The organism is Pseudomonas taiwanensis DSM 21245, from assembly GCF_000425785.1.
Classification (GTDB): domain Bacteria; phylum Pseudomonadota; class Gammaproteobacteria; order Pseudomonadales; family Pseudomonadaceae; genus Aquipseudomonas; species Aquipseudomonas taiwanensis.
Genome location: NZ_AUEC01000021.1, coordinates 56,936 through 70,017 on the forward strand (window position 1 = coordinate 56,936; position 13,082 = coordinate 70,017).

Annotated in this window: 10 protein-coding genes and 4 tRNA genes; 8 read left to right on the forward strand and 6 right to left on the reverse strand. The window is 62.4% G+C overall.

Annotated elements, in window-relative coordinates; translation table 11 throughout:
• Window positions 1-108: 108 nt before the first annotated feature.
• Window positions 109-996, reverse strand: a complete 888-nt coding sequence (gene htpX / locus H620_RS0109895) for a protease HtpX (RefSeq protein ID WP_023379368.1) — start codon at window positions 994-996, stop codon at window positions 109-111.
• Window positions 997-1,281: 285 nt separating this feature from the next.
• Window positions 1,282-2,493, reverse strand: a complete 1,212-nt coding sequence (locus H620_RS0109900) for a pyridoxal phosphate-dependent aminotransferase (RefSeq protein ID WP_023379369.1) — start codon at window positions 2,491-2,493, stop codon at window positions 1,282-1,284.
• A gap of 167 nt (window positions 2,494-2,660) precedes the next feature.
• On the opposite strand from H620_RS0109900, the gene msrB reads away from it, so the two are divergent.
• Together msrB and H620_RS0109910 are read left to right on the forward strand one after the other, a co-directional pair.
• On the forward strand, window positions 2,661-3,056 hold the full coding sequence (gene msrB, locus H620_RS0109905; RefSeq protein ID WP_023379370.1) for a peptide-methionine (R)-S-oxide reductase MsrB: 396 nt from the start codon (window positions 2,661-2,663) through the stop codon (window positions 3,054-3,056).
• Window positions 3,057-3,068: 12 nt separating this feature from the next.
• Window positions 3,069-3,557: a glutathione peroxidase gene (locus H620_RS0109910; protein WP_027907254.1), complete on the forward strand. Its 489-nt coding sequence runs from the start codon at window positions 3,069-3,071 to the stop codon at window positions 3,555-3,557.
• On the opposite strand, the gene H620_RS0109915 is transcribed toward H620_RS0109910, so the two are convergent.
• On the reverse strand, window positions 3,547-5,901 hold the full coding sequence (locus H620_RS0109915; protein WP_023379372.1) for a response regulator: 2,355 nt from the start codon (window positions 5,899-5,901) through the stop codon (window positions 3,547-3,549). The two genes, H620_RS0109910 and H620_RS0109915, sit on opposite strands and share 11 nt — an antisense overlap.
• A gap of 182 nt (window positions 5,902-6,083) precedes the next feature.
• Between H620_RS0109915 and H620_RS0109920 the strand changes: the two genes are divergently transcribed.
• Both H620_RS0109920 and H620_RS0109925 read left to right on the forward strand, forming a co-directional pair.
• Window positions 6,084-6,971 (forward strand): ATP-binding protein, encoded by an 888-nt coding sequence (locus tag H620_RS0109920; RefSeq protein ID WP_023379373.1) that lies wholly within the window; start codon window positions 6,084-6,086, stop codon window positions 6,969-6,971.
• Window positions 6,972-7,454 (forward strand): GAF domain-containing protein, encoded by a 483-nt coding sequence (locus H620_RS0109925; RefSeq protein ID WP_023379374.1) that lies wholly within the window; start codon window positions 6,972-6,974, stop codon window positions 7,452-7,454. It begins immediately after the preceding gene.
• 86 nt (window positions 7,455-7,540) lie between these two features.
• Here the strand turns inward: H620_RS0109925 and H620_RS0109930 are convergent, their stop codons facing one another.
• Window positions 7,541-8,308, reverse strand: coding sequence for a hypothetical protein (locus H620_RS0109930; RefSeq protein WP_023379375.1), 768 nt, complete (start codon window positions 8,306-8,308; stop codon window positions 7,541-7,543).
• Window positions 8,309-8,642: 334 nt separating this feature from the next.
• Between H620_RS0109930 and H620_RS0109935 the strand changes: the two genes are divergently transcribed.
• From H620_RS0109935 to H620_RS0109950, 4 genes are all read left to right on the forward strand, one after another.
• Window positions 8,643-8,718, forward strand: a tRNA-Glu gene (locus H620_RS0109935).
• 2 nt (window positions 8,719-8,720) lie between these two features.
• Window positions 8,721-8,796: transfer RNA gene (locus H620_RS0109940), tRNA-Gly, on the forward strand.
• 90 nt (window positions 8,797-8,886) lie between these two features.
• Window positions 8,887-8,962 (forward strand) — tRNA-Glu (locus tag H620_RS0109945).
• Between the two features lie 3 nt (window positions 8,963-8,965).
• A tRNA-Gly gene (locus H620_RS0109950) sits at window positions 8,966-9,041 on the forward strand.
• 138 nt (window positions 9,042-9,179) lie between these two features.
• On the opposite strand, the gene H620_RS0109955 is transcribed toward H620_RS0109950, so the two are convergent.
• Together H620_RS0109955 and H620_RS0109960 are read right to left on the reverse strand one after the other, a co-directional pair.
• Window positions 9,180-10,262, reverse strand: a complete 1,083-nt coding sequence (locus H620_RS0109955) for a fimbrial protein (protein ID WP_023379376.1) — start codon at window positions 10,260-10,262, stop codon at window positions 9,180-9,182.
• Window positions 10,262-12,835: a fimbria/pilus outer membrane usher protein gene (locus H620_RS0109960; RefSeq protein WP_027907255.1), complete on the reverse strand. Its 2,574-nt coding sequence runs from the start codon at window positions 12,833-12,835 to the stop codon at window positions 10,262-10,264. Before H620_RS0109960 ends, H620_RS0109955 begins: the two co-directional genes overlap by 1 nt.
• Between the last annotated feature and the right edge of the window lie 247 nt (window positions 12,836-13,082).

Genomic DNA, 13,082 nt, shown 5'->3' on the forward strand with positions numbered 1-13,082 from the left:
CGCAGGTCCCGGACGCTTTGCGGGTAAGCCCGTCCCCACAGGTGTTGGTGGGGAGAGGTAGGCGTAAAAAAAGGGCGACTTGAGTCGCCCTTTTCATACCTCGACCCATCAACCGCGGCGACGCAGCGCCTCGATGCGGTCTTCCAGTGGCGGGTGGCTCATCAGCAAGCCAGCGAGGCCATGCTTCAGGCCGCCGTTGATGCCGAAGGCACGCATGGTGTCAGGCATGTGCACCGGCAGGCCTTGCTCCACGCGCAGGCGCTGCAGGGCGCCGATCATGGCGTTGGTACCGGCCAGTTGTGCGCCAGCTTCGTCAGCGCGGTATTCGCGGCGACGCGAGAACCACATCACGATCATGCTGGCCAGAATGCCCAGCACCAGCTCGGCGACGATGGTGGCCACGTAATAGGCGATACCCTGGCCTTCCTCGTTCTTGAAGATGACCTTGTCGACGAAGTTGCCGATGATCCGGGCGAAGAACATCACGAAGGTGTTTACCACGCCTTGCACCAGCGCCAGGGTCACCATGTCGCCATTGGCCACGTGGCCGATTTCGTGGGCCAGCACGGCACGCACTTCATCGGGCGAGAAGCGCTCCAGCAGGCCTTGGGATACGGCGACCAGCGCGTCGTTGCGGTTCCAGCCGGTGGCGAAGGCGTTTGCCTCGTAAGCTGGGAAGATACCCACCTCGGGCATCTTGATGCCGGCCTCGCGGGACAGCTCCTCGACAGTCTGCAACAGCCACTGTTCGTGACGGGTGCGCGGCTGGGTGATGATCTGGGTGCCGGTGGTCATCTTCGCCATCCACTTGGAGATGAACAGCGAAACGAGCGAACCGGCGAAGCCGAACACGGCGCAGAAGACCAGCAGGCTGCTGAGGTTGAGGTCAACCCCATTGGCGGCCATGAACCCGTTGAAACCGAACAGGCTCAGGGTAATGCTTGCAACCAGCACCACCGCAAGGTTGGTGGCTACAAACAACAGAATGCGCATCATGGTTGTTACGTTCTCCTGACGGATGAGTTCGTTGCGTATGCGGGGTATATAAGGGGCCTGTCGCGCCGATTCAATCGGGCGACTATTTCAAACTGTGTACGGCGGAGTATGGCAGAGGATATCGCGGGGGCTGTGAGCTAGAGCGTTGCAGGATGTAAGAAACATGCTGAGAGGGCTGTCGGACGTTGTTTCATGGCCCTAAGCAAGCGTAGGAGCGAGCCATGCTCGCGATGCGCCGCGCGGGCGGCGCTCGATCCACGCGCCGCCACGAACCCCAAGCCGACCCTACTGCGAATACCCCTTCAGGAAATTACCGATGCGGCCAATCGCCTGCTCCAGGTCATCCACACGTGGCAAGGTCACCACGCGGAAGTGGTCCGGCCACGGCCAGTTGAACGCGGTGCCCTGAACGATCAGTAGCTTTTCCGACAGCAGCAGGTCGAGCACGAACTTCTCGTCGTTGTGGATTGGGCACACTTTCGGGTCGATCTTCGGGAACGCGTACAGCGCGCCCATGGGCTTGACGCAGCTCACGCCTGGGATGGCATTGAGCAACTCGTAGGTGCGGTTGCGCTGCTCCAGCAGGCGCCCTGGTGGCAGCACCAGGTCGTTGATGCTTTGGTAGCCGCCCAGGGCGGTCTGGATGGCATGCTGGGCGGGCACGTTGGCGCACAGGCGCATGTTGGCCAGCATGTCGATACCTTCGATGTAGCTCTGGGCATGCTGCTTGGGCCCGGAGATGATCAGCCAGCCGGAGCGGAAGCCAGCGACCCGGTACGATTTGGACAGGCCGTTGAAGGTCAGGCACAGCAAGTCCGGGGCCAGCGAGGCGGTGCTGATGTGCACGGCCTCGTCGTAGAGGATCTTGTCGTAGATTTCGTCCGAGAACACCACCAGGTTGTGCTGGCGCGCCAGTTCCAGCATGCCCAGCAGCAGTTCCTTGGAGTACACCGCGCCGGTCGGGTTGTTCGGGTTGATGATCACCAGGGCCTTGGTGTTCGGCGTGATCTTGGCCTTGATGTCTTCCAGGTCCGGGAACCAGTCGGCCTGCTCGTCGCACAGGTAGTGGACCGGTTTGCCGCCGGCCAGGCTGACCGCAGCGGTCCACAACGGGTAGTCGGGCGCTGGGATCAGCACTTCGTCGCCGTTGTTGAGCAGGGCCTGCATCGACATCACGATCAGCTCGGACACACCGTTGCCGAGGTAGATGTCCTCGATACCGACGCCTTCGATCTGCTTCTGCTGGCAGTACTGCATCACCGCCTTGCGCGCGCTGAACAGGCCCTTGGAGTCGCTGTAGCCCTGGGCGGTGGGCAGATTGCGGATCACATCCTGGAGGATTTCGTCCGGTGCCTCGAAGCCAAACGGCGCCGGGTTGCCGATGTTCAGCTTGAGGATGCGATGGCCTTCCTCTTCCAGGCGCTTGGCGTGCTTGAGCACTGGGCCGCGAATGTCGTAGCAGACATTGGCGAGCTTGTTCGATTTGCTGAACTGCATGATGTGATCCCGATTGAGAAGTCGCAGGCGCCGCCGTCGAAAGGTTTGAAAGGGCGGGGCGCGGGTGCCAGACTTGGAGCCTTGCACACGAAGCCGACTAATATACGTGCCACCCGCGCCCTGGAAAAGACGGCGCAGCGTGAAATTCAGCCTGCCGAGGTCACCTTATGCAAAAGATCGACAAAACCCTTGAAGAATGGCGTGCCATGCTCGACCCGGCCCAGTACCAGGTGTGCCGTCTCAAGGGCACTGAGCGGCCGTTCAGCGGCAAGTACAACAGCGAACGGCGCGACGGCATCTACCATTGCATCTGCTGCGACCTGCCATTGTTCGACGCACAGGCCAAGTTCGATTCCGGCTGTGGCTGGCCCAGCTTCTACCAGCCGATCGAAGACAGCGCGATGATCGAAATCCGCGACACCTCCCACGGCATGATTCGCACCGAGGTCACGTGCGCCCGCTGCGATGCCCACCTGGGCCATGTGTTCCCCGACGGCCCGCCACCGACCGGGCTGCGCTACTGTATCAATTCGGTGTGCCTGGACCTCAAGCCGCGTGACTGAACGGAGCTGAACATGGCTGGATCGATACTCGACATTCCCTGCGTGACCCTGGGCGGTGAGCACAAGGTGCTGGGCGACTTCGCCGGCAAGGCACTGCTGGTGGTCAACACCGCCAGCCAATGCGGCTTCACCCCGCAGTACAAGGGCCTGGAGCAGCTATGGCAGCAGTACCGTGATCGTGGGCTGGTGGTGCTGGGCTTCCCGTGCAACCAGTTCGGCCAGCAGGAACCGGGCGATTCGCGGGAAATCGCGCAGTTCTGCGAGCGCAATTTCGGCGTGAGCTTCCCACTGTTTCGCAAGATCGACGTCAACGGCCCTGGCGCCCACCCGCTGTTCGTCGAGCTCAAGCAGCGCGCCCCAGGCCTGCTGGGCACCCAGAAGATCAAGTGGAATTTCACCAAGTTCCTGTTCGACCCGGCCAGCGGCAAGGTCAAGCGCTACGGGCCAACCACCAAGCCCCAGGCCCTGGAGGCAGACATCGAGCGTTTGCTCAGCCGTTGACCGGTACCCAATGGTCGATCAGCGCCAACAGCTCCTCGCGGCGGAACGGCTTGGCCAGATAGTCGTTCATGCCCGCCGCGCGGCAGCGCTCGCGCTCCTCGGGCATGGCATTGGCAGTCAGCGCGACGATGGGCAGCTCAGGCCAGCGACCGCTCTGACGAATCCGCCGGCTGGCTTCGTAGCCGTCCATCACCGGCATGTTGCAGTCCATCAGCACCATGTCGAACTGATTTTCCTCGAGCATCTCCAGCGCCTCGGCGCCTTGGGTGGCGAGCTGCACCTGGCAACCGAGCTTGGCCAGCATGCCCTTGGCCACCAGTTGGTTCACCGGATTGTCCTCCACTAACAGAATGCGCGCGCGGCCTTCCTCAAGTGTGGCGCTGGGGTTGGCCAGTGGATGTTCGGGGGCCTGTCCTTGCAGGGTGCGGCGCAGCATCTGGTACAGCGGATTGCGCGCCAGCGGACGGGCCAGTTGATGTAACGGGGCGAGCAGGCTGGACTGTTCGCTGGGCAGGAAATTGCCATAGGCGGTCACCAGCAGAATCGGCGCCTTGAAGGCTGGGCGCAGGTCCTGCAGGTGGTCCAGGTCATCGGTGATCAGCACGTCGACGGCTTTCATCCGCACGTTGCTGGCATCGTCATGACGGCTGTAGTGCAGGCCCCAGGCGGGCAACAGGCTCTGCAGCAGTTCGCCCAGGCCGCTGCCGGCGCGGGTCAGGGCCACCACCTGGCCGTGCAGCGGCGCTGGCGCGATGGCTTCGGTGTGCGCGGCCAGTGGCAGGTCGGCGCTGAAGCGGCTGCCGAAGCCCGCCTCGGACTGGATGTGCAGGTGCCCTTGCATGGCTTTGCACAGGTTGCGGGTCAGCGCCAGGCCCAGGCCGGTGCCGCCGTACTGTCGGGTAATGCCGGCGCCTGCCTGGATGAAGGGCTGGAAGATGCGCGCCTGGGCTTCCTCGGGAATGCCGATGCCGGTGTCGTGCACTTCCAGGCGCACACCGCCGACGATGACGCTCAGGCGCACGTCGACGCGGCCGAAACGGGTGAACTTCAGCGCGTTGGACAACAGGTTACTGACGATCTGCCGCACGCGTGTCGGGTCGCCGAGTACCATGCTGGGGAAGTCGTTGGCGATCAGGCAGGTCAGTTCGACGCTTTGCGCGGCATTCTGCGACAGCAGGTTGGCGGTGTCCTCGATCATCGCGGCCATGTCGAACGGAATGCGCTCTAGCTCCAGCTGGCCGGCATCGAACTTGGACAGGTCGAGGATATCGTTGAGCAGCTCGACCAGTACCTTGCCCGAGTCGTGGGCGATCGACAGCTGCTGGCGCTGCTCGCCGGCCAGCGGGCTGTCCAGGGCCAGGGCGATCATGCCGAGCATGCCGTTGAGCGGGGTGCGGATCTCGTGGCTCATGTTGGCCAGGAAGGCGGCGCGGGCCTGGGCCATGTCCAGGGCACGCTGGCGGGCTTCTTCCAGTTCCTGGTTGAACTGGCTCAGGCGACTGTTGCTGGCCTTCAGCTCAGTGGTGCGCGACGAGACGATGTCTTCCAGTTCATTGAGGTACTGGGTGAGGCGGTTCTCGGCACTGCGCCGCTGCTGGATTTCGGTGGCCATGCTGACGAACTGCTGGTTGGCGACCTTCACCAATACGCCGATCTCGTCTTTTTCGTGACCGTGCGGGCAGTCCACCCGGGTTTGCCTGCGTTGGCCCGCGTCGTTGCTGAGCGCGCCGATGACGGTCACCAGGGGTTTGGTCAGCATGAAGTAGAACAGGGCCAGGAGGATGCCGGTAAGCACCAGGCTGCGGGCGAAACCGTTGACCAGGGTGACGCCGGCGCGGTCGAGGAAGCGGCTGCCGAAGGCGTAGGTGTCCACGTCCAGGTAGAGGGTGCCCAGGTACTCGTTGGGCATGTGGGTCAGGAACAGGCGGTCCTGGAACTGGCGCTGTTCGCCGAACAGGAAGTCACTCAGCGGCCGGTAGCGGTCCTCCAGGCGCGAGCGTTGCACGTCGGCCAGTACGGTGTCGTTGTTGTCGATCAGCCGCGCGCGGATGACGGCTGGCGATTGCAGCAGGCCACGGGTCAGCTCCAGGGCCAGTTCGGCGTCGATGTTGTAGGCGATGCGCGAGGCCGGGTTGTGGCTGATCTGTAGCAACGCCTGCACTTCGCGGTTGATGGACGCGTCTTCACTGGCATAATCAATGCCGATCTGGATGAGACTGAGCAATGTTCCCAGGATGAAGCCGACCAGGACTGTCAACCGGGCTTGCTTGTATGACAGGCGATTGGTGAACTTGATATCCATGGGTCCCGAGCCGGTTTCATGTCCCTTGCGCTGCGCAAGCATAGCCGATCAGCCCCGGCTGCTGGCGGGTCTGTCAAACATTCAAACTTGATTGTTGTTGGTTGTACCGGTGTCTTCGCGGGTAGACCCGCTTATACAGGCCGTAGCCACCTTTCAGGGGGCTGGATTGTTCGCGACAGGGCCGGTACCGCCGTAAAACTCATGTTGTCTTGCTAGGAGTCGTCATGGACGCCCGCTTGTATGCTTTCCTGGAACGCGCCGAATCGGTACTGGCGCGTCTTGAACCCCTGTTGCCAGCACCACGCCCGGACATCGACTGGCATACCACCCTGGCCGCCCGCTGGCAGCGCGACGGCCGCACCGGTTACCTGATGCCGCTGGAGGTCAGCCTCGACATCCGCCTGAGCGACCTGATCGGCGTCGACCAGCAGCGCGACCAGCTGGGCCGCAACACCCATCAGTTCATCAACGGTCTGCCGGCCAACCATGCCTTGCTGTGGGGCTCGCGCGGTACTGGCAAGTCGTCGCTGGTGCGTGCGCTGCTGGCCGAACATGCCGGTGCCGGTCTGCGCCTTATCGAAATCGAGCGCGATCACCTGGCCGACCTGCCGCGTGTGGTCGAACAACTGCAGACGCTGCCGCAGCGCTTCATCCTGTTCTGCGACGACCTGTCGTTCGAAGCAGGGGAGGGCGACTACCGGGTGCTCAAGAGCGTGCTCGACGGCTCGCTGGAGCAAGCCCCGGACAACGTGCTGCTGTACGCCACCTCGAACCGCCGCCACCTGGTCCCGGAAAAAGAGAGCGACAACGAAAACTGGAAGCGCGTCGATGGCGAGCTGCACCCCAGTGAAGCGGTGGAGGACAAGATCGCGTTGTCCGACCGTTTTGGCCTGTGGCTGTCGTTCTACCCCTTCACCCAGGACCACTTCCTCAATGTGGTGGAACATTGGATCGGCCAGTTGGCCGCCAAGGCCGGGTTGCGCTGGCAGCGTGACGAAGCCCTGGATATTCTCGCCGTGCGCTGGGCAACCGGGCGCGGCAACCGTAATGGCCGTTGTGCCTATCAGTTCGCCCGCTATTGGGTCGGGCTGCAATTGTTGGAGCAGAAATAAATGATCGACCTCAACGCCAGCGGCACTGGCCTCGATGGCTATGACCTGCTGGCTGCGCAAGTGCAGGCGCTGTTCGCCGACGAGCGCGACTTCATCGCCAATGCCGCGCAGTTTTCCGCGTTTCTCTACCACCAGGTGGATGACCTGAACTGGGCGGGGTTCTACCTCAATCGCAACGAACAACTGGTGCTCGGCCCGTTCCAGGGGCAGGTGGCCTGCGTGCGCATCCCGTTCGACAAGGGCGTGTGCGGGGCGGCGGCGGCAACGCGTCAGACCCAGCGCGTGGAGGACGTGCACGCATTCCCAGGGCATATCGCCTGTGACAGTGCGTCAAACAGTGAGTTGGTGATTCCGCTGGTCAAGGAGGGCAGGCTGATTGGCGTGCTGGACCTGGACAGCCCGAAGCTTGCGCGTTTCAGTGAGGCGGATCAGGTGGGGCTGGAGCGTTTGGCAGCGATTTTTCTCGACTTGACCGACTGCTGAGACCGCAGCGTCGGGGTATTCACCAGAATGACTGAAGCTGGCGAGCTGCCTTTTCGCGCCCCAAGGCTGCTCACCAGCTTCCGCGCTCAGTCGTAGATGACGCGCTTCTTCCAGGTCTCTTCTTCATCGGTCTTGAGCCCTTGGGTCAGCGCGTTCTCGTCATTCTCGGCCGGCTCCATCTTGTCCAGCACCTGGGCATTGGCCCGCGCCAACAGTTTTTCCAGATAAGTCAGCTGCTCTTCGTAGAGCTTCGGCTCAGGCTGCTTGCGCAGGTACTGCACGCCCCGTTCGAACGCCAGGCGTGCCTGGCCGGGTTGTTCCTGTTGCAGGGCCTGCTGGCCGAGGTTGTTGAAGAACTCGATATGCAGCAGCACCAGGATATGGCGGATTTCCTTTACCCAATACTTGCCCTCGTTGGTTTGCAGGACGTTTTCCTGGGTGGCGCGGACGATCTGGGTGTGCAGTGCCTCAAGCAGAAACCGCACGTCCTTGGCCTTGACCTCGGTCTGGATCGGGCTTGGCGGGTTGTTAACCGGAATCTGCTCACCCTTGGCGACCAGGCCTTCGAGCTCGGCGATGCGCGCTTTCAGGTCGCCGTTGTGCTTGTCCAGTGCCAACTGGCGCTGGTTGAGGTTGAGCTCGAGCCGGGCGAGCATCAGCTTCAGCGCTGGCGTCATGAACTGGCCTGGGAAGGTTTCGGTGATTTCGCCACAGCGGCGTACACGGTCGGCCAGCTCGACCTTCAACCGGGCGCGTTCGAGCTTGCTGTTTTCGACCACGTTGTTGAGGTAGCCGATCACGATCAGCAACGCGATGCCCGCCACGATGAGCAGAGTGATCAGAAGTGGTGTCACCTTTAACGCCTCATCAAGAAGTTTTGCTTTATTGAGTGTAGTGAGTTCGCCGAGGGGCGAACAGCGCAGCCTGGCGGACGACTCTGTGTCGGCTCGGGCTGCGTTATCTAAAGCCTGATGGCACTTTGCTTGGGCTGCGTCAGAAAATCAACGCCAATCCTCGGACGCCCCTTGCCGTGGCCGGCCCGAAGGGTGGAAGTCATTGATTTAAATAAATTTCTACAAAGGGGTTGACGACCTGCCAAGGCATCCATAGAATGCGCGCCACTTGCAGCGTAAAGCACACAGCGAAACGCAGCAGGGAGTGAAAGCAGCATGTGAATGCTTGCAGCGTGTCCCCTTCGTCTAGTGGCCTAGGACACCGCCCTTTCACGGCGGTAACAGGGGTTCGAGTCCCCTAGGGGACGCCAATGCGGGAATAGCTCAGTTGGTAGAGCACGACCTTGCCAAGGTCGGGGTCGCGAGTTCGAGTCTCGTTTCCCGCTCCAGTTTCTCCGGCAACGCCTTGTGGCGCGGCAGGAAAAGAAAATCCAGGCTGAATCGTGAGGTTCATGTGCTGGTGCACTGAAAAGTGTTGTGTCCCCTTCGTCTAGTGGCCTAGGACACCGCCCTTTCACGGCGGTAACAGGGGTTCGAGTCCCCTAGGGGACGCCAAATGCGGGAATAGCTCAGTTGGTAGAGCACGACCTTGCCAAGGTCGGGGTCGCGAGTTCGAGTCTCGTTTCCCGCTCCAAATACAGGTATGCAAGGCTGAATCCAACCTTGCAAACCTTCAAAAAAAGACGCTTAGGCGTCTTTTTTCGTTTCTGACCATTTATTCTTATCGTGACAAAGGCCGCAGGGTATTCGCCCTGTGGCCTTTTTTTGCGTGTTATTTGTAGCTTACGGTAAAGGTCAAGCCTCCTTCGGCCAAGCCTGGCGTTACCACCGGTGCGCTCTGGTAATAGCGTGCCTGAAAGTCCAGCTGGGTGATGCCAATACTGACTGGCTTGACCAGCTCGTCGGATTGCAGTGGCATGGGCGTTCCATCGCTGCGCAGTAGTTGAATTTCAACCCCGGCGGCATCGGAAGCGGCACCCAGGCTGAAGCGCCCCTCGGCCGGAACGGTCGGTACCGAGCCGTTGGCGCCATCCAGTTCGATGTACACATTCGCGGCCGCTGGATTGGGGGCGCTGGCGTCTTCGCAATCACTGAGCGTGATATGGAACGGGACGGACGCGGTCGTGGTACCTACCCCTGTGAAGTCAGCAAGGGTGTGATCACCCAGTTTCACGGGGTCGGCGCTTACGGCATTGGATTTCAGGGAGCACTGTGCCTGGTTCACCGTCGCGCTCAAGCGGTATTCCATGACCTTGCCCAGATTATGCAAGAATCCATGAAACATCTCGCCGTTGACACGTTGGGGGCCGGGTGCAATTGGCCCGGTCTTGATGAACCAGGCATTGCCGCGCATGACCGACACCAGTACGTTGAAGGGCTGGTCTCGCAGGGTCCCCGAGTAGGGGATAACCGCAGAGGTGCCAGGATCAGGGATAAAGGAGTTGTTGGCTGCGCCGTCAAAAGGTGAACCAAGCTCCATGTACACGCCGATGCCGGGAATGTTGGTTTCCATGACATGCCCATTGATGTCCTTGCCACCCAGCGGGGGCAGGGTGCCCGTGAAGATTGGCGCGGTGTTGGGCAGCCTTGCCTGGGGCGGGCTGGCGGAGTCCCAAAGGCACGAGGCCCTCGCGCCTTCGTTGTTGCTTCTGGTAAGCGAGCTGGTACCGATCACGGTACCGATTGCGGCATCGCGGGGTACCCAGAATGTCCCCATGTCACGCTCGAAGGTCATGTAGTTGCTGGCTGTCTGGAACGAACAGCTGGCGTAAGCGTTGCCAGAGAACAGGCCTAGGGTCAGGCAGCAGGCGGTCAGCCGCAAGCTGCGGTCGATGTTGAAGGTCAATGCGGTCATCAAAGCATTTCCTGGGTATTGTCGCCGGGCAGAAGAGGCTGGCCGCTGGCCACGGGCCGTGCGCAGCGCAGGGTTTGCAGGCGGTAGCCACCTTCTTGTGCAAGTGCCTGCGGATCTATGTTGAGTGTGCAGTCCGTATCGCTGGCCTCGCCCCACATCACGCCTATCGCCTGCGGGCCTGTGGTGCGGGTGGACACTAGTGCTTGGCCGGCCTGCCCGACCACGCCCAAGCTCTGGCCATCGGCATCGAGCACCTGGGCGCCAAATGGCACGGGTTGCCCATTGGCTTGCAGCAGGGTCAGCACCAGGCGGGCCACATGCTCGGCCTCGTAGCTGGCCTTGACCACGGCGCCGCGGCGCGGAACCACTTGCTGGCTGGCATTGGCAATCACCACTTCCGGCGAAAGGTCGTCGGTTTGCAGCACCAATGCATTGAGCCGATAGGGGCGCAGGTACGGCACTAGCGCGTAGCCATGGGAATTGGTGCGCGCCGAGGGTGTATTCTGCACGCCGACACCTGGCACGTCGGGCACATGCACCAGGGCCATGGTTTCTCCCAAGTGGCTGCCAAATGCCACGCCGTCTCCATGCAGCATGACGGCACCGCTGGCGTTCACCGACATGCTGCGGTAATCGTTGCCTTCGTTGTAGCCCATGCCGACACTGGCCTGGCTGCCCTGATAGTTGATGGACAGCCCGCCACTACTGCGACCTTGACTGTCGTTGGTCAGCGAGGTGCTGTAGGTCAGCTGGTTGTCCAGCAAGCCGCCGCTCAGGCTGGCGCGTTCGCTGGCGCGGCCATTGTCGTTGCGCAGGTCGAAGCTGGCCTGTTGCTGCCGGCCGAAGTCTAGCGGCACGCTCAAGCTCAGGCCGAACAGGCGGCTATCGTCGTTTTTCGAGTCCAGCGCCTGGGAGGCAAACAGATTGATCGCGACCTTGCCCACGCGGGTGGTGTATTGCAGTTGGTACTGGCGGCGCTGGAGGCTGGTTTGCCAGTAGGTGTCCTGGGAAAAGGTCAGGTTTAGCGCGCTGCGTTCGCTCACGCGCTGGTACACCGATGCTTCCAGGCGGCTGCGGCGGTTGCCCAGGTAGCGGCTGGCATTGCTGCGTTGCTGCACGGCTTCGTCGAAGTCGCGGTAGCCCTGGGTCGAGTAGCGATAACCGGCAAAGCGCAGGTTGGTGCGGGTTTGGAAGCTTTTGCCATAGCGCAAGGCAAAACTGTGGCCCTGGGTCTCACCCAGCGTGTTGCCCAGGTCGCTGGAGGAACGGGTGACATCGAACGATAGCGCGCCCAGATGGCCGACGTCGCGGGCCATGCCCAGCACACTGGCGTTGTAGTACTCACTGGAAAGCAGGCCGCCGTAGAGGGTGGTATCCCAGGCCCCGCCACGGGCCAGGGTGGCTTGCCAGAACAGTGGGTCGTCAAGCTGCTCGGCGCCGTCGTAACGGCCCACGGTCGCGCTGTAGCGCCATACGCCTTCGCGCAGCAGGCTGCCCATGCTCGAATAGGGTTGGGTAAAGCGACGCACCTGGCCGTCAGCCTCGGTGATCACCACTTCCAGCTCGCCGTGGCCGGAGCCCACGCTGAGGTCATCGATGGCATAGGGCCCGGGGGCCACGTAGCTGGAGTAGATGGGGTAGCCGTTGTGCAGGATCTCGACCTTGGCGCGGCTCTGGGCCACCCCGCGGATCACCGGGGCGTAATGCTGCATCGCGTCGGGCAGCATGCCGATGTCCGAGGCCACCTGTGCGCCGGTAAAGCGTACGCTGCGGAACATGTCGCTGTTGGTGAAGGTTTCACCCAGGGTGAAGTTGGCCTGTAGGCCTGGCAGGTCGCGCTGTGCGTAGGTGTCGCTGCGGGTCCAGCGGCGCGCCCCGTTGGCCTCCTCGCGCAGCGCCTGCTTGCTGCGTAGCCGCCAGGCACCCAGGTTGAGGCCGCTGTTGAGGTACAGGTCCTGGCTGCTGCGGTTGCCGCCGCCGTGTTGGCTGCTGTGCTGGGCCGAGGCCTGGTAGCTGATGAAGGCGGCGTTGATGCCGTTGCTCCATCTGGCCTCGGGGACGCTGCCTGAACGGTCCTGGCGCAGGGCGATTTGCGGGATCGACAGGGACAAGTGCAACTGCGCAGGGTCGAACATGACGCTGGCGTGCGGCACCAGTTGCATCAGGTTCACGCAGCTGTCGTCGTCTGGCAGTGGCGTTTCCAGGGCCTGTTCGCGCAGGTCGAGGGTGCGTAAAACCTCGGCCGTCAGGCAGGGCTGCAGCCCTTTACCATTTCGGGCCTCGAAGAAGTTGATGTCTTGCTCGGGCTGAGGGCTGAGGTTGAGCGAGACCCGCACCCGGTAGCGTCCTGGCGGCAGGTGTGCCTGCGCGGCCAGGTTTTGCAGCGCCAGGGCACCGGCCTCGGAAGACTGGCCGGGGGGCTGGCGCATGAAACCGGGTAGGAAGGCAATGCCGGCTTGGTCTGCCAAGGCGGCGGGGGCGAGGGCCAACGCCAGGCAGCCGCCGAGCAGGGGCGGCAGCGGGGCGAAGCGCGGGCGCAACGGCAATAGCCTGCGCCATTCGAGCTGGAGCATGAGCGTGTCCTGGGCGGCGCCTACGGACGATGCTCAGGTGGGCTCGTGGTGGGCGCCTGAAGCTGGAAATGAGGGGTGAAGGCAGGTGGTGCTGCCGGGTCACGGTTTTCAGGCGGGGACAGGGTAGGTGGGAGGGGGAGGTTTGAAATGTAGGAAAAGCCAGTAGCTGGAAGGGGATGATTCGACGAAGTAAGTGTTGGGAGGCCTTCGGGATCTTGCCCGCCACCTTTCGGCAGCGGGCTTCGAG

Excerpts from the sequence above, each read along its gene's own strand:
- htpX (WP_023379368.1), bottom strand. The coding sequence starts at position 996 with ATGATGCGCATTCTGTTGTTTGTAGCCACCAACCTTGCGGTGGTGCTG.
- H620_RS0109900 (WP_023379369.1), bottom strand. The coding sequence starts at position 2,493 with ATGCAGTTCAGCAAATCGAACAAGCTCGCCAATGTCTGCTACGACATT.
- msrB (WP_023379370.1), top strand. The coding sequence starts at position 2,661 with ATGCAAAAGATCGACAAAACCCTTGAAGAATGGCGTGCCATGCTCGAC.
- H620_RS0109910 (WP_027907254.1), top strand. The coding sequence starts at position 3,069 with ATGGCTGGATCGATACTCGACATTCCCTGCGTGACCCTGGGCGGTGAG.
- H620_RS0109915 (WP_023379372.1), bottom strand. The coding sequence starts at position 5,901 with ATGCTTGCGCAGCGCAAGGGACATGAAACCGGCTCGGGACCCATGGAT.
- H620_RS0109920 (WP_023379373.1), top strand. The coding sequence starts at position 6,084 with ATGGACGCCCGCTTGTATGCTTTCCTGGAACGCGCCGAATCGGTACTG.
- H620_RS0109925 (WP_023379374.1), top strand. The coding sequence starts at position 6,972 with ATGATCGACCTCAACGCCAGCGGCACTGGCCTCGATGGCTATGACCTG.
- H620_RS0109955 (WP_023379376.1), bottom strand. The coding sequence starts at position 10,262 with ATGACCGCATTGACCTTCAACATCGACCGCAGCTTGCGGCTGACCGCC.
- H620_RS0109960 (WP_027907255.1), bottom strand. The coding sequence starts at position 12,835 with ATGCTCCAGCTCGAATGGCGCAGGCTATTGCCGTTGCGCCCGCGCTTC.